Genomic DNA, 21,918 nt, shown 5'->3' on the forward strand with positions numbered 1-21,918 from the left:
CAGCCACACAAGTTCTCCGTATACATCCCCTTCTATAAATCCGGGCAGTCCTAAGTAAAGGATTTCACTGTTTTTATTTCCACTCGCCCCCACATTCCGGATTTTAGCGGTTCGGATATCATTTCCCGTTCCTTAAAGCAGTGCAGGCGTTCCCTGCGGGTCTGATTAAGGGCTGCGGTCGTATAGGGCCAACGGTCGATCAGAGGTTCCGGATACTCAGTCTCCTCACGCTGTGGATCAAGCGCCGCATTAATCAGCAGATTCTGCACACGAATCTCCAGCCTGTTTAATCCTTTTTGCAGATAAGAGGAAATATCCAGCCTGTAAGGACGCATGAAAATTTCCCCTGCCGGTTTCCCATTCAGGATAATATCTGCAGTTTCTCCCAGGTTCTCCAGACACAGATATGCCTTTTCATTTCTCTGCATCATGCTTTCCGGTTCCTGCTCCCAGACAAACTCTTTTTGATAAATCCCTTCACCGGAAAAATATTTCAGCTCGTTTTCCTTTTCCCAGCTCTCCAATTTTTCATAAATCTTATTGAAGCTGCCGTTTTGCGCAGTAAACGCCCACCCTTCCAACAGGTCGAGAACCGCGCACTCTTCCTCTCTCATTTCCAACGGCGCTTCTTCACTGATATTATCATTAAATATGATGAAAAGAGACTGAAACGGTTCAAAGCGAAGTTCCAGCCGTGTCCCATGAGCGGATTTACCGATGCCGAGTATCCCCTTTTCCTCTCCGGTCATTGGGTCATACACACAGACTCCGCGGGTCTCGTTTGAAAAAGTAATCTTCTCCCTAGCCTCTTCACTGCTGATATTCGAGAAAAAGTAAATATCCTGCTCCTCTTCCCGCTGGTGGACATAACCTACCGTATCCGGATGATTGAGGATCAGTACCTCCGGCTCTCTGACGGATTTCAAGAGGGCCGTAAGCCCCTTTAAACGGTCGGGGGCGAGAAGCATTTTCCCGCTTTTAAGCATCTGTTCCATCATCGCTTTCACTTCCCGGTCCCGTTCCTCATGATCCGGCAGTCCGCAGGAACGTATCGGATAATCCTCCGCACAGATCACCAGCCCGCCCCGATCGGCAAACGCCCGGATATGTTTCGCAGTTTCTACCGGCAGACGGCTGCAGGCAATGAGTATCAGCGTATTATAGGAATAGTTTTCCAGCCTTGACACCGCATCGTCATTGACATAATCAAACCAGTATCCGCTTTTGTGCAGATGATCCATCGCCTCCGTGGTCAGCCGTTCCTCCAGTTTCATACACATATGCAGGTCTGAAATCGGATTTTCTGCCCAGATATCGGACTGCGGCAGATAGACCGCCGTATGAACCACTGTTTTCCCCCTGCGCAGAAAATCGCAAACCCGGTTGATGTACAGACCAAGCCTGGGATAATGCTTCCACCAGGTATTGTTATGATTAATTGCGGTTGAAGCATAGAAATTCCTGCCGAGCACTCCGCTGTCCTTTGGGCTGTAGGAATAGCCGTGATTCACGATCTGATTCATTCCATCCAGAAATATGCCGTCCACCGCGGCCTTCATATTCTCCAGCGTCACGGTAAAGCGGGGAAAGCGCAGCCAGGTAAAGGATTCGTTCGATATAATCCTTTTGCCGTAGATATGCCCGGCGGAAGACGCCAGCTTTCTGTGCACCGTATTGACCTCATAACGGTCAAATGCGGAAAATGTCTCCCCCTCCGGAATATCCGCGGCGCCGTACGCCATCAGCACATCCCCCCAGGTGCCATGTGCCTGTATCCTTGAGGTGCTGCCTTTCTCATGGCACCATTTTGTCATTTCTGTGAAGAAATTTTCAACCGTCAGTTCCGCCATCGTCTTCTGGAAATCATAGCGCACCAGATCCGTCATCCCCCGCAGTTCACCCCACAGAGCAAAAACATATGGCCGCAGCTCATACCCCCTTCTTTTTCGGAATTCATTATATATGATATCTGTCCAGTTGTGCCCCGGCGTCTCAATCGAATCGCAGAAGAATGACTGGATATGCCCTTTTTTCACCGCGGCAGCAATCGGATCACCGGCGCAGGAAAAGAAGCAGCGTGCCGCATCCCTGCGGTTATGATCTATGATATAGCCTTCTGCGCCCGGAAGCGGTTTTAGTACCTGCTGCCGCTTTTCACTGGATACAAATACCACTATTTTATAATCTCCCTCCGGGATCTCAATTCCGGCCAGTTCTTTCCCCCAGGGCCAGTTAAACAGATATTTATCGGTTACCTGATCGGTGATATCCTGAATACTCTCCGGAATCATTTCGCAGTGTTCCATCCGCCCCATCACGCAGGAAACGATCTCCCCGTAGGTCCGTGTGGTAAAGTCGTAAGAAAATCTGCAGGGACCTTTGACATCAATGGTATAGGGAAGCACTGTAGGAGCGCTGTATTCGACCGGCACAAAGGGGCCGCCGTAAGGCCAGGAAGAGCCGAGCGTCATATCAAACTTCATGCCCCTCTTATCCGCTTCTTCCGCCGCAAATGCAACCAGCTCCAGGTATCCGGGAGACAGATAAAAATGATTCTTTCTGTCCTCCCCGTCCGCATCCAGCGCGTACAATATCTGCAGCTCCACGCCGCCGATGCCGGCCTTCACCATTTCATCCAGCTCTCTTTGAATCTCCTCCCGCTCTGCGTCACAGCCGTACCACCACCATCTGGTGTATCCTCTGGCCTCCTTAGAAGGTGCCTCCAAACTCTTTTTTATTTTTTCTTTTACTGACTGGCCCATATGCACTCCGATTCTCCCTATATATTTTCCACCGGGATCTCCCGCAGAAGCTCCAGCTGTCCGGCAGCCATCCACATGCGCACAGAGCTTCCGTCATCTCCCAGTATGCCGATAATATCGGTATTTCCTGAACTTCCCTCCCATGAGTCATAGAAGGTGCGGCGTTCCACCGCCACGCTGGGCGCAAAATGCAGCCTCGCCTCAACGTTACGGGTTCTGTCCAGATTTACGACAGCCCGGTATCGGATACCATCCTCATCAACAAAGGTGGAAATAAGCATATTGATGTCCTTGGCATTGGAAGCGGATAACAATGTGTCGTCCGGTTTAAATATCTCAAATCCGCCGTAGGCATAGGTTGTAAACCCGGCCTTATAAAACTCCAGATCCGGCATGACATCTCCCATACGCTTCTGCAGCAGCCGCGTCTCGCAGGCCAGCCATTCGTATTCCACGGTCCGCTCATTAAAGGCGTTGATGGGGAAATTGCGGTAATTCTCGCGCTCCCATCCGGCCACCTGGAAATAGGAGATCATCTTCGCCCCCAGCGCCGCAGAAGTCGAAAGCTGCCAGCGCATATCTTCTCTGGTGGGGCATGCATAATCATAATGCCCGGTGGTAAGCACGATGTTGCAGAATGGCAGGCTGTGCCTTCTGGCAGCCAGCCCCAGCTCCCTCAAATTATTAAAATACACATCCCAGCCGGAGTCCCCTTCCCACATCTGCGAATAGCAGTCATAGCTTAAAATTGCCAGATTTCCCTCTCTGACCGCACGGTCCAGATAAGATCTGTAATCGGGAGAGCCGATGCGCTCACCGATCCAGTCAAACCAGGGAAGCAGATTCAGATAGGGCATAAGGTGGGGCGCCATCTCCCTCTGGATGCGCGCCACGGCAAAAAATGTGGAAGCCTCTGGCGCATCCGGCTCATCGCCCACATCAAATCCTGCCACCGCCGGATGATTTCCAAATTCCTCAAGGCTTCGCGCAAAACGCGCCCGATAATCCTCCTCATCCAGGACGGGCTCCCGGCGTGCGGTTACCCGATCGTCACACATAATCACTTTCATGCCGAGGGCTGCAAAGTCATCCAGCAGTTTTATCATTTTTGCGTAGTCAGAGCCTTCTTTAAAAATTGGCGTAAAGGGAAGCGTCAGGCCCAAATCATAAAAATCCTGTGCCAGAGTATCCCATGTCCGATCCATCTCAATACCGCGCCATGCGCTGAAAATAAACTTACCCATAATCTCTTCTCCTCTTATCAATGCTGTCACCAACCGAAGGTTGATGACCTGCGCACACTTCAGTGTGCTTCCTTGACTGCTGTCACCAACCGAAGGTTGATGACCTACGCACACTTCAGTGTGCTTCCTTGACTGCTGTCACCAACCGAAGGTTGATGACCTACGCGCACTTCAGTGCGCTACAGCGCTCCGTATTTATGATAGACTTCCTGAAGAGACCGCCCTTCCAGCAGCTCTCTTCTGGTGCTGTTCTCAGCGCCGGCCTTTTCATGTGCAAGGCGCAGGACCTCTTCCTCCACATCCCCAGGCACCACCACCACACCGTCGAAATCTGCAAATACCAGTTCACCGGGATGAACCAGCACCTCCCCGCAGTGTACGGGCACGTCATAGTCCACCACCAGGCCGCGTCCGCTGCTGTCCAGAGGACGGATGCCTGTATAAAACACCGGGAATCCTATTTTTTTAATCCGTACACAGTCCCTGATCTGGCTGTCACACACGCAGCCGGCCGCCTTATGCACGGTGGCGGCGGTGGACATCAGCTCTCCCCAGGGAGCATTAGTGCCGGAATGATCGGTGGAATGAATGATCACATCGTCCTCACCCAGAGAATCCATGAACTCTATTTCCCTGCCATAAGGATTTTCCGGATCAAAGTAATCCACTTCCATCCATCGGACCGTACGCGCACGGCCTGCAAATACACAGTTCGCTTCATCCAACGGGCGCAGGCGCTGATGCATTGCCTGATTGCGGTATCCCAATGTATCCAATATATCACAAACCACCGCCGTATATAAGTTTTGTTTCATCCATTCATATAATTCTTTGTTATCCATCTTTACACTACCTTTCTCATAGCTGCTATTCACAGCTGCCGATAAATTCACGTATGACAGGACTCACCGTCAATTCGCCGAAGCACTCCGGACAGTGAAAATCAATGGGACGCCTGGCAACCGGATTCCAGCTTCCGTAATGAGGCACCTTAGCGGAATCGCCGCATTTATAGAAATTTCCTCTCATCTGCAGAGTTTGATCCGGATCAAACTCCGGAAAAAATCTGTGCAGAAGCGAATCGGGAATGCAGAAACGCACCTCCCATATTCCCTGTTTTTCATCCACAGATGCTGCCGGAAAACATCCCGCCTGCAGTGCCGGATCCAGACAGTGAAAATCGCCGTTTTCATTCAGCCCCATCAGCATGGTCCCCCTGGAATTCAGCTCGAAATTAATGAATGTATTGTTCCGGGGAACCGGATTCAGAAAGAATTCCATACAGCTGTCGGTACATACCGGGCTGTTAGGCAGCCGCTGCCGGGCCAGAGGTGACTGTTCCTCACATACAAGGCGTACATAAAGTGCCAGCGGAGTCCGCAGCAGCTGCCCGTAAGTTGCGGGGCAGTATTCCCCCTCCGGCACCGGATACCAATTCTTAAGCCACGCCTTGGGCGCCGCACACAGACGGTTTGCCTCCGGCTGTTTAGCGAAGGGTATCCTATAAACCTTCCGCATCATATCCCCTCCATTATTAGACTGACACATTTATTTTTAGTCTGACCGTGCTATATGTATTAGCTCTGCGAAATCAGCTCCCGTGGATTCTCACACAGTATCTGCCTGCGCAGCTTTTCGTCAGGGCAGGCCATTTCAAGCACCTTCAGCCGTTCATCCATCAGATTTGCGGTTTCACTGGTAGCAAAATCGCTGCCGAATAAAAGCCTGTCCTTTCTGGCCTGACGGATGATCTCGGCGGCATCTCCCACACAGGGACCGCAGATCTGCAGCCATATGTTATCGTGGGTATTGCAGGCCCTGATCGCTGAGCGGTAGGCATCAAACAGCCCTGAGTGTCCGATGATGATCTTTGCCTCCGGATAGTAGTCCGCCATGGCCGCCACCTGCAGGGTTTCCGACCAGGGCGGGGTGCCGTCGTGATACAGGACAGGCACATCATACTCAACAGCCAGCTCCACGATCCGGCGGCTGGCCGGCACATCGATGGGGAAACCCGTTTCCCACGGATGCATCTTGATTCCCTTAAAGCCGCGGTCTTCAATGCTGCGCCTGATATCATTCTCCACGAGCTCCGGATAATTGGGGTTGGCTGTATAAAAGTTTATAAAGCGTCCAGGATAGGCCCTGATATCTTCGTACTGTCTCCGGTTGGACTCTATAAAATCACGCTGCATAGCAGTGGCGGGGCTGACCCAAGCCTCTTTCACCCCATATTCATCCATAATCTCCACCATGCGCCCTACCGGTACATAATTTGAAAGCATCCCAATGCCGTCCTGCGTATGGGCGTGGGTATCTATAATCATACCATTCACCTGGCCTCCTCCTTTCATGTCACCAGCCGAAGGCTGATGACCTACGCACACTTCAGTGTGCCTCCTTATTCCATGTCACCAGCCGGAGGCTGATGACCTTTCCATAAGCTGCAGGATATTACCGCCAAGCACTCCCTCCATCACGTCCGGCCCGGCATCGGCTTTTTGTACCTTGCCAAGCTCAAACTTTTGAGGGCTGCGGGGAGCATCGCTGCCAAAAATAACACGGTCCGGATAATCCCTGATTACCCTGTAGATGGTTTCACAGTAATTCAGACTGGTTTCAAGATACAGATTAGGGGTTTTATACATGGAGGCATCGATATCGTACACAAAATCATTCGCCCCACAGTGGCCCATGATAAAGTTTACATCGGGAAAACGTCTTGCCAGATATGCCAGCTGTAGCGGCAGCGCAAAGGCCGGCGTGGCTGTATGGAAATAGGCAGGCCTGCTGTATCTGCGGCAGACCTCTATGAGCGGATCCACAATATGGTCGTCAATGGAAAAGCCCTGCAGTGAAGATACAAAAAAAGCGCCGTGAAGCCCTGCTTCGAAGGCATCTGTGAGAAGCTTAACCGCCCGTTCACCGTACCAGGGATTTGCTGCGGCAAAGCCGTAAAATTTATCCGGATACTCGCAGCACGCTTTAACAAGCATCTCATTGCCTTCCCTGTTGTATACAGTAACATATTCTTCCACAGGGCACAGCACACACCGGTCGACACCGTTTTCCTCCATCCCGCTTAATATGGCAGCTATATCCTGCTTTTTATATCTGCCAATTCCCAGATTCACATGAGCATCAATCACCTGCATCTCCGATTTCCTCCCTTCGGCACTCCAGGTTCACCGTTACACCCCGGCGCATGGATTCACGCACCGCATCCGTGGCACGCATAGTGTAAATGGCATCTGCTATTCCGGGCTCACAGGGACCGCCCTTCTCTATCAGGTCAATAAAACGGCTTGTCTGCAGATCAAAGCAATGCTCCCACCAGCCTTTGGGGTCATTGTATTCTTCCGTCTCTTCCCTGGTCCTAAGCCTTGCATACCGCCTGTGGCTGTTCATGGAGGCAATGCCCAAAGGTCCCACCGCCTCAAAGTCAAATTCCGGAAACTGCGTTAAAAACCAGGCGATCTCTATCTTGGCGCGGTCGTTGTTCGTGTAGTCCAGGATGATAATATCATAGTTTGAATCCGGAAATTCCGGCCGGCTTTTAAATCCGAAACCCGTCAGGCTCCTGATCTCTGCCTGGTTCACCACATGGAGCCAGTCAAACACATGGGCGCCTTCATGTACGGAAGGGGAACCGTGCTGCAGTGTTTTCATAATACGGTTATAGTGTTCCGGATTCTCCTCGGGGTCCCAGGTTTCATCATAGACCGCCGCCCGGTACATCACCGGCGAACCGATCCTTCCGCTTTGAACCCACTCACGCATCTTATGCAGGACAGGATCGTGATGATAGGTCATGCCAGCCATCAGTCTGCGTCCGGTGCGATCCGCCGTCTCCTGCATGCGTTCGGCCTCTTCAATGGTCATTGCAACAGGTTTTTCGCACAATACATCTTTTCCGCTCTCCAGAGCTTCGATCACAATCTGCGGAGTCGCCCAGGGCGGGGTGGCAACAATCACCGCGTCCACCTCCTTCGACGCCAGCAGCTCATGATAATCTGTGGTGGCAAATGGAACCCGATACCGATCCTTAAGCTCCAGCAAACGGTCCTGACTGCGGGTGGATATGGCCGCAATCTGCACCCGGCCGCAGCGGGCCAAGGCCGGAAAATGAGCGGTAACGGCGATATCTCCGCAGCCTATCACGCCTATTCTAATCATTCCTTTTCTCCCTTCCTGTTAATGAGTCTAATCCTGCCGCTCTCCCGCGGACCGCAGTGCATTCCAGTTCCACAAGAAACCCATTCAGCTGGCATCCAACGCATGTACGCGCCGGATATGGTTCTTTGAAGAAAGGCGCATACGCTTCATTAAAATCATTCCACAAAGCGATGTCACTTAGATATACGGTGGTACGCACTATATCATCCAGACATGCGCCATTGTCTTCCAGCAGCATTTTTATATTTTCCAGAGCCTGACGGGTCTCTTCTTTTACATCTCCTCCGCCCACCAGTCTCTGATTTTTGTCAAATCCCGCGTTTCCGGAAATAAAGATCATATCTCCCACCGCAACCGCAGAACAGTAGGGTCCGAATACCGGTGGGATCCTGTCTGAAGTAAGTCCCTGTTTCATACTGATTTCACTCCTTTTCTGCCTGATGTCCATCCATAGTTTTTATCATGGTATCTCTTTTGCTGAAGTATAGTATAAATTTTTCCAGCTGTTCTGAAATCGCCTCAAACATCCGCTTCCCCTTTTCAGCGGAAGCCCGGGTGGGACATCCAAAGGCTCCGGTATCGGTAATTTCTGAAAAGTTGGTCAGATAGGATACCGGTCCGCCGTTAAACATTCCGAAGCCAAAATAACCGGACTCATCCGGGCAGCCTGCGTCCCTGATTTTATCTTTTCGCACCGCCCCTTCCTCCAGATAGAGATACAGGGAAGTCTCCAGCTCACAGGCATGGCCCATGGCATACGTCCCACCTTCCCGCAGCGAAAGCAGCTCCTCCCTTGCCAGTTCCCAGTAATTGCAGCCGCAAAGCATAAGATTCGGTCTATGCAGCTTCACCTCCTGCTGTGTGATAGCCATAGGCATGCCGTTGCCTCCATGGCCATTCACCATCAGTATACGGTGAAATCCCATCTGGGCGAAGCATTCGATCACTTCGGTCAGCATCCGGCTGTACAGGTCATAATTGATGCTTAAAGTCCCGCCGAAATCCAGATGGTGGGGGGAATGGCCCAGCCACATGGCAGGCGCAAGCAATACGCGCTCCGGCTGGCGCCTTTCCAGCTCCCGGCACAGCGCATCCGCCAACCGGGTATCCGTATCCACCGGAAGATGCAGCCCATGCTGCTCCGTGGAACCTAAAGGGATTACCGCCACAGCCTCTCTGTCGGCATTCATAAGCTCAGGTCTCGTCATTTTATGAAAAATCATACTGTGTGCTCCCTCTCTTTAACGGTCCGCGCGCAGGGCTTCCAGCTTTTCCTCATCCATCTCAAAGCCGAGTCCGGGGCCCTTGGGCAGTTCCAGATATCCGTTTTGAATTCTCATAGAAGTCTTCGCCACATCATCCCCGAACACGGCAAATCCCCTGATATCGGAAGGATAAGCCGACAGGTTTGGCATGGCCGCCGCAATATGGGCGGCTGCACAGGCCCCTACAATGCCCTCCGGCATGGAACCGATCGTACAGTCCATTGAAAACGCCCCGGCAGTGTTAAATACCCGCCTGGCTCCCTCTATGCCGCCGGCCTCACATATGTATACATGGAGCAGATCCGCCGCCCCTGCCGCAATGTAACCGGCTGCATCACGCCAGTCCCAGATCCCCTCATCAATCAGGATGCGGCAGTGAGTATTGTCCCGCAGCCAGGCAAGCCCCTTAAGATCGTGATAATCAAGTGGCTGCTCCGCGATCTCAACGCCGTATGCATACATGGCATCCAGCATGCGCCTGGCTGTTTTGCGGTCCTTCCATGCCATATTGGCATCCACACGGAGACGGATATGATCGGGGATACAGTTTCTTATCATGGATACGGTATCAAGATCTTTCTTTTCATCCAGCCCTACTTTAATTTTCAGTTCCTCATATCCTTCTTTTACAGCCTGCACAGCCTGTGCGGCCATCTCTTCCGGCGCCAGCATGCCCACGCCTCCAGTAATGGGGACACGGTCCCTAAGCTTGCCGCCCAGCAGATCATATACAGGCAGTCCCAGCTCCTTGCCGCGCAGGTCCCATACTGCCATTTCAATTCCCGCTTTCACCAGCAGGCTGCGGCGGGAAAAGGTACAACATTGATCCAGCACGGCATTCATGCGGGTGATTTCCCGGGTATCCATGCCGATGAGCCGGGGCACCCATTCCGCCTGCGCATCCCTGCACATGTTATGTACTCCGCCGAACCAGGCCAGGGAAATCTCACCGTATCCCTTTAGTCCGCTCTCGCCTGTGACGCATACAATGCCGCAGTGCACCTCTCGGTAAACACCCCATGCATCGCTGACCGGTTTTAAGTAGGGCAATGTCACAGGAATTAATTCAACGCTACGGATCTTCATGACATGTCTCCCATCCATTCTTCATATTTACCGCCACCAATTTCAGGTTGATGACTTATGCGCACTTCTGTGCGCTTCCCCTTTTCAATTAATCCAGCCCGAGAATTCCCAGTGTATTGCGGTGGATAATGTCCTCTATCACTTGTTCGGGCACTCTAGGCAGGTTGGTTCCCTCTACGATATTATTGATATTGCGGAATGCCTCCATGGTGCGCTCTGCTGTAAAGAAAGGAAAATCCGTACCGAAGAAAATCTTTTTTTCGATTCCATATTCCAGCGCGGTGATCATGGCATTGTACATCTGCCAGGGGCGTGTGGAAAGAGCCGACATATCCGTATAGACATTGGGATGCTTGCGCACCAGGCAGGCCGTCTCGGCAAACCACGGATGGCCCAGATGGGCCACAATCATCTTCAGGTCCGGAAAGCTGCGGGCCACAGGATCAAGCAGCACCGCATTGCTGTATTCCAGGGGCCCATTTTCCACATAGGAGGTGCCCTGGTGCCACATAATGGGAATACCCAGCTGGTTGGCCATAGCATACAGGGGATACGCCATCGAGGCCGCGGGATTAAATTTCTGATAAATCGGCCCCAGCTTCAGTCCCTTAAGACCCAGGCCCAGAACCGCTTCCCGCAGTATCTTATCGGCTCCTGTTCTGTTAGGATTCACGCTGGCAAAGCCAATGCGGCGGGAAGGTTCCTGGTTTACATAGTCAGCGATGAATTCATTAGGTGTGAAGTAGCCGATCTCCTCCGCATCGATAGGCAGGACGATGACTGCGTCGCATGCCCTGCTGGCGGCTTCATGCACTTTGGGTGCAGCGCTTAGATCACAGTCAGACCCCCAGGCCCTCTGTGCTCCTTCCAGAAATTCGCCCCCTATATGTTCCGGATTGGCCAGATGGGTGTGACAATCAATAATCATAGTTTTTCTCCTTTTTAGCAAGCCGGCTTAACCTTAACCGAGCGGGAGGTGTGGCATAACCACACCTCCTCTCCCATACAGCGTAACAGTTCAGACGGCTTGTAAAATATTCAATTATTTCAGCGCGTCATTCACCTTCTGAATCGTATCCTCAAGGCCATCCTGCTTATACTCTTCCAGGATTTCCTTCCACATCTCTTCTACAGGCTTCGTACCTGTCATAATGCGCAGTCCGTCATCGCTGGGACTGATCACAAGGGTTGAGCCTGACTGAACAAATGCCGACTTACACCTCGGCTCATACTCGGGCATTTTACAAGCCTTTGCCTGTTCAATGTAGCTGGGTACCCACTCATCATACCAATCGTCATACCCCGCATCATTCTCATACCCGTTGGGAAGCGGAAGAACCCAGGAGACAACATTTGCCAACGCAAGGGTGCTTGGATACTTTTCATTGCGGGCATCTATGTCCGCTACCAGTTTTCCGTCCACGATTTCATAGCTCTCGCCTTCCACACCGAATTTTGACAGCATAATACCTTCATCAGAGAGCAGATAATCATAAATCATCAGGATCCTCTCCATCTTCTTATCATCCACATGGGAAGAGAAGATTGACTCTGCGGCAGAATACGACGTTGACCAGTAATAGGTTTCGCCGTTTGCGCCGGGCATAAGATTCAGTATCTTGCAGTCATCCATCATCGGATTGCCATACAGCTCCTTCCAGCTTGAATCCATACCAAAACTTGGAGTGGCGGCAATAGAGCTGGTCACGCATAAAGCTGCAGCCTGGCCATTTAAAAATTTATTTTGTGCCAATTCAAGAGTAGAGATGGGCAGATCCGGATCAATGGTACCCTCTGTATACATGTCGCGCATTAGATTCCAGGTGGCGAGCACATTATCTCCCAGATTCTCACCTCCAAAATAGGCGGGAACATAGGTATCGTTCCACTTCTCCCATCTGTCATCACATGCGTTCGGTACGCTGTAGCACAGCATGGGATAACCCAAATATCCCATAGACGGAGCTGTCATTCCACCGATGTTCTTGCCTTCCGGATCGGCCTTCATGATTGCCAGCAGCATCTCGCGGAACTCGTCCCAGTTTGCTGGTTCTTTTGTGATACCGGCCTGCTGCGCCAGATCCCAGCGGTAAAGGATCACTCTCTCCATAACCGTCTCTTCCTGAGACAGATAGACATTTTTCGGAATCACATAGCATTCGCCATCCACCATGCAGTTTTCTTTCGTGTTTTCTTCCATATACTTCTGCAGGTTGGGATAGGCGGACAGATCACTGGGAAGGGAACGGATCACACCGTCTCTCGCCCAGGAGTACATCTGTGTCGTATCGCGGATATATGCGGCGGAGATATCAGCCAGTGAATCGGTGGAAGCCCAAAGCTGCAATTTCTGGGTGTGGTCATCCCATGTAATATTCTGGGAGACAAAGTCGACATTGAACTTTTCTTTAATGGTTTTCAGCACCTCATCATCGCTGCTGAAAGCGGAATCTCCATTCCAATGGGATATGCTGATTTCCATAAATTCCAGATCATCTTTCCCGCTTACGGATGGGGTAACCTTATTTCCGTCATCCGGATCAGCAGTCTTGCTGCCGCAGCCCGATAACAGTCCCACCAAAATGAGCGCCATACACAATAGCATTGACAGGTAACGTTTCTTGTTCATAAACCTCTCCTCCTCTAAAATAATATAGTTGATGTGTGCACCTAAAAATCCGTGCATTAATATATAATAAACTCTCCCGCTGTTTAGAGAATCTATTTACTTATTCTTTGTTACTATTCTTTAATTCCCCCCACCATAATCCCCTTGACAAAATGCTTCTGGACAAACGGATACACGCATAATATGGGAGCCGTGGTAACTACGATAGCCGCCATCTGCACAGCCGTGCTGTTCACCTGCTGATCCTTCTGCAAAAGCTGTTTTGCTATATCATTGAGCGTATTGCTCATGCTGATCAGCACATTCCTAAGATAGATCTGCAGCGGATACAGCGATGCCTTGCTGACATACAGGTTGGCCAGATACCATTCATTCCACCTTTCCACCGCATAAAACAGAAAAAATGTCGCCATAAATGGCAGGGATATAGGCAGGATGATCCTGACCAGAATCACTGCCTCGTTGGCGCCGTCCAGCCGCGCAGCCTCCATCAGGCTGTCAGGCAGGGAAGAAAAATAGTTCTTCATGATGATCAGGTAATAAGTGCTGATTGCGCTGGGAAGTATCATCGCCCAGACGGTATTCACCAGACCCAGACCTTTAACGACAAGATAGGTGGGGATCATTCCGCCGCTGAAGAACATCGTAAATACAATCATTCCCAGAAAGATCCTTCTTCCAACCAGCTGCTTTCTGGACAGAACATACGCACCGGTTACTGACAGAAACATATTGATAAAAGTGCCCACGACAGTGATAAACAGGCTGACGCCCACGGAGCTGAAAAAGCCCTTGTCATGAAAAATTGTCTTATACCCCGTCAGATCAAACACATATGGCAGCAGATATAAAGGATGAGACGCATAGGATACCGTGTCCGCAAAGGACAGCAGGATTACCTGATAAAATGGGAAGATGGCCACCGCCGCCAGAATTACCAGTATAATGAGCAGAAAAACATCTCCCACGGTAATCCTATTCACACTGTATTTTCTGATCTTTTTGTTTTTATTATCCATTCGCGCATCTCCTGTCTCATACTTTAAAGCAGACCTTCCTCGCCTGTTTTCGTAACAATTTTATTCGTAATCAGAATCATGATCAGGCCAAAAACAGACTTAAATACACCGATTGCAGTGGAATAACCGAAATTCATGGTGCCGCTTAGCAGCGATTCCCGGAATATGTAGGTGTCCAAAGTATCCGCAACGCTGTAGACCGGAGATGAATAGGTGTTAAAGATCTGATCAAACCGGCCGTTGGTGAGCAGCTGCCCCACTGCTAGAATCAGCATGATGCAGATGGTGCTGCGTATGCCGGGCAAAGTCACATGCCACACCCGCTGCAGACGGCTCGCCCCATCCACGCTGGCCGCCTCGTAAAGGCCCTGGTCCACGGATGTTATGGCCGCCAGATAGATGATGGAGCCCCATCCGGTTTCCTTCCAGATGTTGCTAAGCCAGATAAACCAGCGGTAAGCCCCCGCGTCTGTCAGCGGGGAGATTGTATCAAGGCCAAACGCCATCAGCAGCTGGTTTACCACACCCACAGAAGAAAACAGGTTTACCAGAATACCGGACAGCACCACCCAGGAAATAAAATGCGGAAAAGTGACCGCCGTTTGAATAAATTTTTTCGACCGGCGGAAACGAACCTCATTGAGTATCAGCGCGAGGCCGATTTCACACGGCATAGTCAGCAGAATGCCGCCGATGCCAAAGATCACCGTATTTTTTATAGCCCGCAGAAACTCCCTGTCACTGAACATATTCCTGAAATGGTCCAATCCGACCCAGTCGCTTCCCCAGATTCCCCCCCTGATGCTGTAATTCTTGAAAGCCAGCACCAGACCGCCCATGGGTGCATAGCAGAAAACCAGATACCATAAAAGCACCGGAAGCAGCAGAACATACAACAGCCAGTTATTTCTAAAATAGACCCTTATTCTGTGCCACTTGTTATCTTTCCTATGTATTACACTTTTCTCTCTGTACAATGCCGCCCCTCCACCTTTTACTCTTTGCCGCCTTTCTCAAAAACCAATTTAATCATAATAAAACCCAGACTAAAAGGAAATGTAAGATTCTTTCTTTTTATATCGACAAATATGGAAAATTCGTTGTTCAAAAGTATTTTTTTCCATACATTTAGGAGTTAAATTTCTGTATAATAGATTTATTAAAGGATCAATCACGAAAATGGAGAAAACAAATGAAATGCATACCGAATAAATTCAATAAATTGGCAATTACCAGACAGTATTTTCTGCTTTTGCTTTGCTCTCTTTTTATCCTGCTGTGCCTGTCCGTCATGCTTCTTTTCCAGGCCAGGAAGATGGTATTACAGACCAGCAATGAATATGCCGCCATGTTTTCCGGCACGCTTTCCTCACAGATCACCCTGATCTCCAATCAGGCGGAATCCATCTGCGAGCAGCTTCTGTACGACATCAACACCACAACACTGCTGGAGGCAGGCAACTGGCATGAGGTTACGGTGGAAATTATCCGAGCGCTGAAGGATCAGAAAATACATATACAGGAGGCAAATACATCCATAGCCGATATTGCCTATGTCAATAGCCTGATTAACTGGTCCGCCCTCTTCACACGGGAAACACTGGCAGAGATGACTCTGAAAATGGAGACGGCGAACATCTGCGTCAGCCTTGGAATCCGGTATGGGGATTTTCTCTCCAATAAGCATACTCCCTACCTGGTTTTTGGAGCGCCTGCTTATTCCAACTATCAGCGTATAGGTTACATTTTCATATCCATCCGCCTGCCCCAGCTGTCTCTGCCTGTATTTCAGCAGAACCAGGCCAGCTCCTGCTTCCTTATGATGGACAGACAATTTCATACCTATGCTTTTAACTGTGAACAGGACCTGGTCGATGAAATCATCGGAGGGATCGGACTCCTGCAGACGCTTTTTACTCCGGACACCATGGATACCCAGAGCACTGATATGATATTAAAGGACTATGCGGTCAGCTATCAGTATGTGGATGCCGCTGACTGTTATATGATAAGCGCAGTCAACACAAACAGCATTACCAGCCAGCTGGGCGGCATTAATCTTCTGTGTGCAACAATGATTGCCGTTACGGTCCTGTTTTTAATTCTGGTCTACATGATCCTTTACCGGAACTATATCGTTCCGATCAGAACCTTTAATTCTATCATAAAGGAAATAGAGGCAAGCCATCAGCGAGTCATAAAGAAACCGCTGAACCTGCAGGGATGTAAAGAAATCCATGAAATCGGTAAGAGCTTCACCTCCCTTTTGACTTCCATCAACGAACTGAACTTTCAGATTGTGCGCAACGCCAACGACCTTTATGAAATGGAACTTCAGCAGAAAATAGCGGAACTGGACAATCTTCGCAACCAAATAAATCCTCATTTTATCTATAACACCCTGGAATTGATCCGTGGGATCGCCACAGATTATTCCGTCCCTCTGATTGATCAGATCTCCGTCTCCATGGGGAAAATCCTGCGCTACAGCATTAAGGGGGACCAGATTGTCTCCCTGCAGCAGGAGATTGACATCACCCTTGCCTATCTGAATATCCAGCAGGCGAGGTTTCCCAACCGGATCATGATTTTAAAAAACTTTCAGCCGGACACCCTGCAGATTCCCGTGATCAAAATGCTCCTGCAGCCCCTGGTGGAAAATGCCATATTTCACGGATTGGAGCACAAGGAGGGGAACGGTGTTCTTGTTTTAAACAGCACTTTAGAAGGGGACATTTTAAAGATCACCATCCGGGATAACGGTGTGGGCATATCCGGGGAAAAGCTTTCCGAAATACATCGCATGCTCGCCTCCCCGGTATATGACACCAGCAAAAATATAGGGCTCATAAACACCAATGCCCGTCTGCATCTTCAGTACGGTCCGCAATACGGGATTTCCCTGGAAAGCCATGAGGGGGACGGAACCTGTGTAACTCTTATTCTGCCGTCAGGCATGCAAATGACAAAACCTTTGGTTGGTGATAATAAATAGGAGGATGATTATGTATCAAGTATTGTTAGTGGATGATGAACCTGCCATTACCGCCAGTATGTGTAAGGCTATAGGCTGGGCAGCGCACCAGTGCGAGGTCGCAGTTGTAGCAGGAAGCGGCAAAGAAGCTCTGGACATTATAAAAGGACGGCAAATTGATATTGTTATCACAGATATCCGCATGCAGCAGATGGGCGGGCTGGAATTATGTCAGATTCTTTTCGCCCGGTATCCGAATATTCAAACCATTGTCATCAGCGGATATGCAGAATTTTCTTATGCGCAGAAGGCCATCAAATACGGAATTCTGGGATACTGTCTAAAACCCCTGGAATACGAAGAAATCGACATATATCTGAACCGGGCAGTGTCCAGACTCCAGAGCAAGGAGCAAACCTATAACCAGGATGTTTTGCTGGGCGCCCTTTTGGACGAAGATATCCCTCTGCTCTCCGATTATCTGACAGCCTCCGGCAATTATCACAGCACCTGCTGCTGCGCCGTATTTACTGGCTCTTTTCCCCCTGATACAAAGGGGAACTCTTCCACCCTGTTCAGAATGGGGCAGCATCAATACGGATGGTTTTCCAGCTTCCCTCTGGACCAGGCCACAATCAGCAGTTTTCTGTCCCTGCCGGAAAACAAGTGTATCGGCCTGGCAAACACAGCATTTCCTATAGAGGAGCTTCCCCGACGGATCAAAGAATGCCAGATCCGGGCTCTGCAATATTTCATACAGCCGGATTGTACCGTAAGTACACTTATTTCGGAGGATAAAAGCCAGGATTTTTTAGATCAGGTCTCCTCATTACTATCCATCGGTAACAGCGGCCAGCTTCTGCTTGCCCTGGAAACATTAAAAAACAGTCCGCAGCGGAAATCATTTTCCGTGCAGACTGCCATGTGCCTGAACAATATGATCTGTTCTTCCAACCGGTATAATTCCCAGCGGGACGACTACTATATTTACAGTGTCCATCAGCTGCCTGAACGCTACCGGGACTTTTCCGAAATGCTGACCCTGCTCTGTCAGCTGGCAATGGAGCCAAATCCTACTTACAACGAGCAGCTTTATATGACCAACACCAATTTCATCCAGATGATGGAATACTTAAACCAAAATTATACCCGTAATATCTCCACAAATGACCTTGCCCAATACATGCATATGAATCCCAGCTACCTTTCCAAAATCTTCAAGCAGGAAGCCGGCACCACAGTGATCAAGTATCTCACAAGCCTGCGCATCCACAAATCCTGTCAGATGCTTAATTCCGGCAATTACAGCATCAGCGAAATTGCCTCCGCCACAGGCTTTAATGATTACTTTTATTTTCTTAAGACCTTCAAAAAAATCACCGGAGTCACCCCCAGGCAATACCAGCTTGGCGAAGGAACCGACCTAAACCTCTTCTCAGGCAGCATCCCAGTATAGTCATTCCTTCACCTGCGCTGTTACTGTTCAGGGGTTGCCGCTAAAGCAGCGCAAGACAGGGCCGGGTATATTCCTCATAGGGATCCCTTGAAGCCCGCCGGTACTTATGCTGTGTATTTTACAGCATTAGTACCGCTGCGCGCTTCACGGAGCGAGAGCGTGTCCCAATGAGGAATATACCCGGCCCTGTCTTGCGCGGGAAGTTTACGACAACCGTGGACAGTAACTGCGACTCCCCATTGCGGCTTTTCCCCGCAGCAGCTATAATACTAATATGCGCAGACCGCGCAGGAACGGAGGGCCTTATGATATTCCTGATTCTGACACTTTTCGTATTTTCAATGGACCTGTATTTAAAAAACCAGATTGAGCAGGCGGATCAGAGTGATTTTCCCAAAACCTTATCGGAGAACCGGCTGATACTTACCAGGATGCACAATAAGGGCATGTTTATGAATCTTTTGGATAAGCACCCGCTTCTTACCAAGATACTGCCGGGCGGTGCATGCCTCCTGGTTCTGTGCTTTTATATCCCTCTTTTATTTGAAAAAGGCCGCCTGCTGCTAAAGCTCGGCCTGTCACTGCTGGCGGGCGGAGCTTTAAGCAACCTGTCGGACCATTTGATCAGGGGCTATGTGGTGGATTATATCTATATCCCCTGGAAATTCCTAAAAAAAATCGTCTTCAACCTGGCAGATGCTGCGGTTTTTCTCGGAGTATTGCTCTGCACTCTGTCCGAGCTTCTTAGAAAGCAGTAGCAGTTCAGACGGCGTATTTTCCCGCCGTCTGAACTGCTACCCTATTCCAGTTCCTGCATTCTCTTATCCGCATATACGGCGAGCAGATGATATGCGCCCACATTGAGCGCAGCAAGCACCATACAGCATATGACGCACAGCACATAGAGGTTTATGGGCAGCAGCGCATAGAGCATGGCCGCAGCTCCGCCTAACACAGCCCCCAGCACAACGGTGATCAGTGCCTCCAAAAGCGTGTTCATATTCTGCTTTACGGCCATCTGCTCGCTCTCCCATTCAAGTTTAGGTGATACCAGATCCACCCATATCTGTATCATGTTAATCAGCAGGTTAATGCCAAAGGTGATCAGTATCATAAATACAAGTGAAAGAGGCGGCAATCCAAACAGAAGTATGAATACAACAAACAGAATTGCGGCATAAAATGTCGTTCCGATCAAGCTTAAGATGAGACCGCAGATGACCTTTGCCTGAATCTGTGTCCGGTATGGCACCGGGATCAGCTTCATGAAAAAGAAACTTCTGCCCTCCCTTGAGATTGCCGTTCCGGATGTAAAATTCATGCTCGTTATAAACACAGTGATGCCATAAGTAACGATCAGAGCCAGAGCTGCCGCGGAAACTGTATTCATCGCAGCTGTCATACCTGACAGGCTGGTCATTACCTGTTCACCGCTCACCTGGTCCTTACCGCTTCCGATCAGGCTGAAAACAACAGGCAGCACCATAAAGACAGGCCAGCTAAAGGTGATCAGGCAGCAGTTCAAGAAATAGGTAGGGGTACGGAATAAAACCCGCCATTCCCTCTGCACGCAGCTTTTTAAGACGCCGTTGCTGCGCGTCAGTTTTTCCCTCATCGTGACGCTTATCTTCCTGCGTTTGGAGGAAGTTTCGCTGATGCTCAACACACCTGCGAAATACAGTTTCTGCGCCAGAAACAAAAATACTGCCGCGACTGCCAAAAGGCAGAGCAGATATAAAAGCATCTGTAAAATGTCAGCGTTCACTATCGCCTTCTCCAAAAAAATAAATAAGGGGAAGAAACCGCTCATGACGCCCAGGAGTGAATTATCGCTGGCTGTCAGCATTTCCATGACGGATTCCTGTGTATATCCGGACATGCTCCCGCTGAAGGTGCTGAAGGAGATCACGAATACCAGCATCAGAACGGTGATCACGACATTGATGAAATCCCTGTTCGCCACTCTTCGGAAAATACGCATAAACAGCATGGACAGCACCGATGCATAGATCAGGGGCAGCACAGGAATCGTTAACAGCGCCGCAACCGCAAACAGCCAATACAGGATACCCGCGCCGCTGGCCACCCCATATCCCAGAAAAGCGGGGCCTAACAGTACCGCCTCGGTCAGATACTCATATGCCAGGGTCACCGTAAATTTAGCGCCCACAATCTGCCATGGGGAAAGAGGCAGAGGCAGCAGATTATAGATATCGCGGCTCATATAAAACACCGACATGACAAGCGCCAGGCCAAAGACCAGCGTGGCGAGCGCTCCGGCATAGCAGATCAGCTCGATGATCATACCTTCCTGCCCGATGGCCGCCATCATACGGTAACCGCCGGCAGCCAGGGAAAAGATCATACCCATGGCCGGCATCATACAAACCGTCAGCAGGGCATACAGCGCGATCCTTCCGCCTCTGCCGGCTGTTTTCTTTTTATTTTCACTCTTCTGAAGGATGTCTCCCAGGCCGGACTTCAGAAGTACTTTTGTGAGAACCAGAAATTCACGCATGTTCGGTCAGCTCCAGGAAGATATCTTCCAGCGTATCCTTGGAATTGTATTTTTCTCTCAGCTCATCCAGGGTGCCCAGGAATACGATTTTCCCCTTATTGATGACCGATACCTTATCGCATAGTTTCTCCGCCACTTCCAATACATGGGTGGAAAACAATACGGACTTTCCTCCCTTGGCATGTTCTCTCATCATCTCTTTCAGCTCATAGGCGGACTTGGGGTCCAGGCCCGTCAGCGGCTCATCCAGTATCCAGACCGCCGGCTCATGGATCAGGGCTCCCATCACCATGATCTTCTGTCTCATGCCGTGAGAATAGCTTAAAATCCGGTCATCCAGAGCGGATTCCATGCCAAACCTGCCGGAAAAGCTGTCGATCCTTCTGCGCCTGTCTTCCGTGGATACCTGATAAATGTCCGCCATGAAATTCAGGTACTCGATGCCCTTTAAACGAAGAAAATTGTCAGGGCTGTCGGAAACAAAGCCAAACTGGCGCTTGGCATTCACGCCGTCCTCCTTCATGCTGATTCCGTTGATTGTGATCTCACCCTGATCAGGGCTTAGGATACCGGTGATCATCTTCAGAGTCGTCGTCTTGCCGGCCCCGTTCGGCCCTATAAATCCTACGATCTGACCGTCTTCAATATCCCAAGTCAGATCATCCACCGCCTTTACGGACCTCCCATAGGTCTTGGAAACATGCTTAAGACTTATCATTTAGTTCTCCTTTTAATGCCACCAACCGCAGGTTGATGAACTGCGCACACTTAAGTGTGCTTCCTCTTTTT

Annotated in this window: 19 protein-coding genes; 3 read left to right on the forward strand and 16 right to left on the reverse strand. The window is 50.0% G+C overall.

The window, feature by feature from the left end:
- Positions 1-50 precede the first annotated feature (50 nt).
- The 14 genes from DWZ56_RS13955 to DWZ56_RS14020 form a co-directional block, all read right to left on the reverse strand.
- The gene (locus DWZ56_RS13955; protein ID WP_118557249.1) at positions 51-2,762 is read right to left on the reverse strand and encodes a glycosyl hydrolase; all 2,712 of its coding nucleotides are present in this window, start codon (positions 2,760-2,762) and stop codon (positions 51-53) included.
- A 17-nt stretch (positions 2,763-2,779) separates the two neighbouring features.
- Entirely contained in the window at positions 2,780-4,006 is a 1,227-nt protein-coding gene (locus DWZ56_RS13960; RefSeq protein ID WP_118557250.1) for a hypothetical protein, read from the reverse strand.
- Between the two features lie 179 nt (positions 4,007-4,185).
- On the reverse strand, positions 4,186-4,848 hold the full coding sequence (locus DWZ56_RS13965) for an RraA family protein (protein ID WP_118557251.1): 663 nt from the start codon (positions 4,846-4,848) through the stop codon (positions 4,186-4,188).
- Positions 4,849-4,873: 25 nt separating this feature from the next.
- Positions 4,874-5,527: a carbohydrate-binding family 9-like protein gene (locus DWZ56_RS13970; protein WP_158584590.1), complete on the reverse strand. Its 654-nt coding sequence runs from the start codon at positions 5,525-5,527 to the stop codon at positions 4,874-4,876.
- 56 nt (positions 5,528-5,583) lie between these two features.
- Positions 5,584-6,333: an amidohydrolase family protein gene (locus tag DWZ56_RS13975; protein WP_243095271.1), complete on the reverse strand. Its 750-nt coding sequence runs from the start codon at positions 6,331-6,333 to the stop codon at positions 5,584-5,586.
- A gap of 84 nt (positions 6,334-6,417) precedes the next feature.
- Positions 6,418-7,161, reverse strand: coding sequence for an amidohydrolase family protein (locus DWZ56_RS13980; RefSeq protein ID WP_118557254.1), 744 nt, complete (start codon positions 7,159-7,161; stop codon positions 6,418-6,420).
- The gene (locus DWZ56_RS13985; RefSeq protein ID WP_118557255.1) at positions 7,148-8,182 is read right to left on the reverse strand and encodes a Gfo/Idh/MocA family protein; all 1,035 of its coding nucleotides are present in this window, start codon (positions 8,180-8,182) and stop codon (positions 7,148-7,150) included. The genes DWZ56_RS13980 and DWZ56_RS13985 overlap by 14 nt, the downstream gene beginning before the upstream one ends.
- Positions 8,175-8,597 (reverse strand): RidA family protein, encoded by a 423-nt coding sequence (locus tag DWZ56_RS13990; protein ID WP_158584592.1) that lies wholly within the window; start codon positions 8,595-8,597, stop codon positions 8,175-8,177. Before DWZ56_RS13990 ends, DWZ56_RS13985 begins: the two co-directional genes overlap by 8 nt.
- Before the next feature lie 7 nt (positions 8,598-8,604).
- The gene (locus tag DWZ56_RS13995; protein WP_118557257.1) at positions 8,605-9,405 is read right to left on the reverse strand and encodes a creatininase family protein; all 801 of its coding nucleotides are present in this window, start codon (positions 9,403-9,405) and stop codon (positions 8,605-8,607) included.
- An 18-nt stretch (positions 9,406-9,423) separates the two neighbouring features.
- Positions 9,424-10,533 (reverse strand): mandelate racemase/muconate lactonizing enzyme family protein, encoded by a 1,110-nt coding sequence (locus DWZ56_RS14000; protein ID WP_158584593.1) that lies wholly within the window; start codon positions 10,531-10,533, stop codon positions 9,424-9,426.
- 88 nt (positions 10,534-10,621) lie between these two features.
- Positions 10,622-11,461: an amidohydrolase family protein gene (locus DWZ56_RS14005; protein ID WP_118557259.1), complete on the reverse strand. Its 840-nt coding sequence runs from the start codon at positions 11,459-11,461 to the stop codon at positions 10,622-10,624.
- A gap of 114 nt (positions 11,462-11,575) precedes the next feature.
- The gene (locus DWZ56_RS14010; protein WP_158584594.1) at positions 11,576-13,162 is read right to left on the reverse strand and encodes an extracellular solute-binding protein; all 1,587 of its coding nucleotides are present in this window, start codon (positions 13,160-13,162) and stop codon (positions 11,576-11,578) included.
- A 113-nt stretch (positions 13,163-13,275) separates the two neighbouring features.
- The gene (locus DWZ56_RS14015; RefSeq protein WP_118557261.1) at positions 13,276-14,181 is read right to left on the reverse strand and encodes a carbohydrate ABC transporter permease; all 906 of its coding nucleotides are present in this window, start codon (positions 14,179-14,181) and stop codon (positions 13,276-13,278) included.
- Between the two features lie 23 nt (positions 14,182-14,204).
- Positions 14,205-15,158 carry an ABC transporter permease gene (locus DWZ56_RS14020; RefSeq protein ID WP_243095266.1) on the reverse strand — a complete coding sequence of 318 codons (954 nt, stop codon included), beginning with the start codon at positions 15,156-15,158 and terminating at the stop codon, positions 14,205-14,207.
- A 215-nt stretch (positions 15,159-15,373) separates the two neighbouring features.
- On the opposite strand from DWZ56_RS14020, the gene DWZ56_RS14025 reads away from it, so the two are divergent.
- The 3 genes from DWZ56_RS14025 (at position 15,374) to DWZ56_RS14035 (ending at position 19,369) form a co-directional block, all read left to right on the forward strand.
- On the forward strand, positions 15,374-17,176 hold the full coding sequence (locus DWZ56_RS14025) for a sensor histidine kinase (protein WP_118557262.1): 1,803 nt from the start codon (positions 15,374-15,376) through the stop codon (positions 17,174-17,176).
- Between the two features lie 10 nt (positions 17,177-17,186).
- The gene (locus tag DWZ56_RS14030; RefSeq protein ID WP_158584595.1) at positions 17,187-18,611 is read left to right on the forward strand and encodes a response regulator transcription factor; all 1,425 of its coding nucleotides are present in this window, start codon (positions 17,187-17,189) and stop codon (positions 18,609-18,611) included.
- A 305-nt stretch (positions 18,612-18,916) separates the two neighbouring features.
- Positions 18,917-19,369, forward strand: a complete 453-nt coding sequence (locus DWZ56_RS14035) for a signal peptidase II (protein ID WP_158584596.1) — start codon at positions 18,917-18,919, stop codon at positions 19,367-19,369.
- Between the two features lie 41 nt (positions 19,370-19,410).
- On the opposite strand, the gene DWZ56_RS14040 is transcribed toward DWZ56_RS14035, so the two are convergent.
- Together DWZ56_RS14040 and DWZ56_RS14045 are read right to left on the reverse strand one after the other, a co-directional pair.
- The gene (locus DWZ56_RS14040; RefSeq protein WP_118557265.1) at positions 19,411-21,129 is read right to left on the reverse strand and encodes a putative ABC transporter permease subunit; all 1,719 of its coding nucleotides are present in this window, start codon (positions 21,127-21,129) and stop codon (positions 19,411-19,413) included.
- The gene (locus tag DWZ56_RS14045) at positions 21,122-21,847 is read right to left on the reverse strand and encodes an ABC transporter ATP-binding protein (protein WP_118557266.1); all 726 of its coding nucleotides are present in this window, start codon (positions 21,845-21,847) and stop codon (positions 21,122-21,124) included. Before DWZ56_RS14045 ends, DWZ56_RS14040 begins: the two co-directional genes overlap by 8 nt.
- Positions 21,848-21,918: the final 71 nt, after the last annotated feature.

The organism is Lachnotalea sp. AF33-28, from assembly GCF_003477885.1.
GTDB lineage: Bacteria > Bacillota > Clostridia > Lachnospirales > Lachnospiraceae > AF33-28.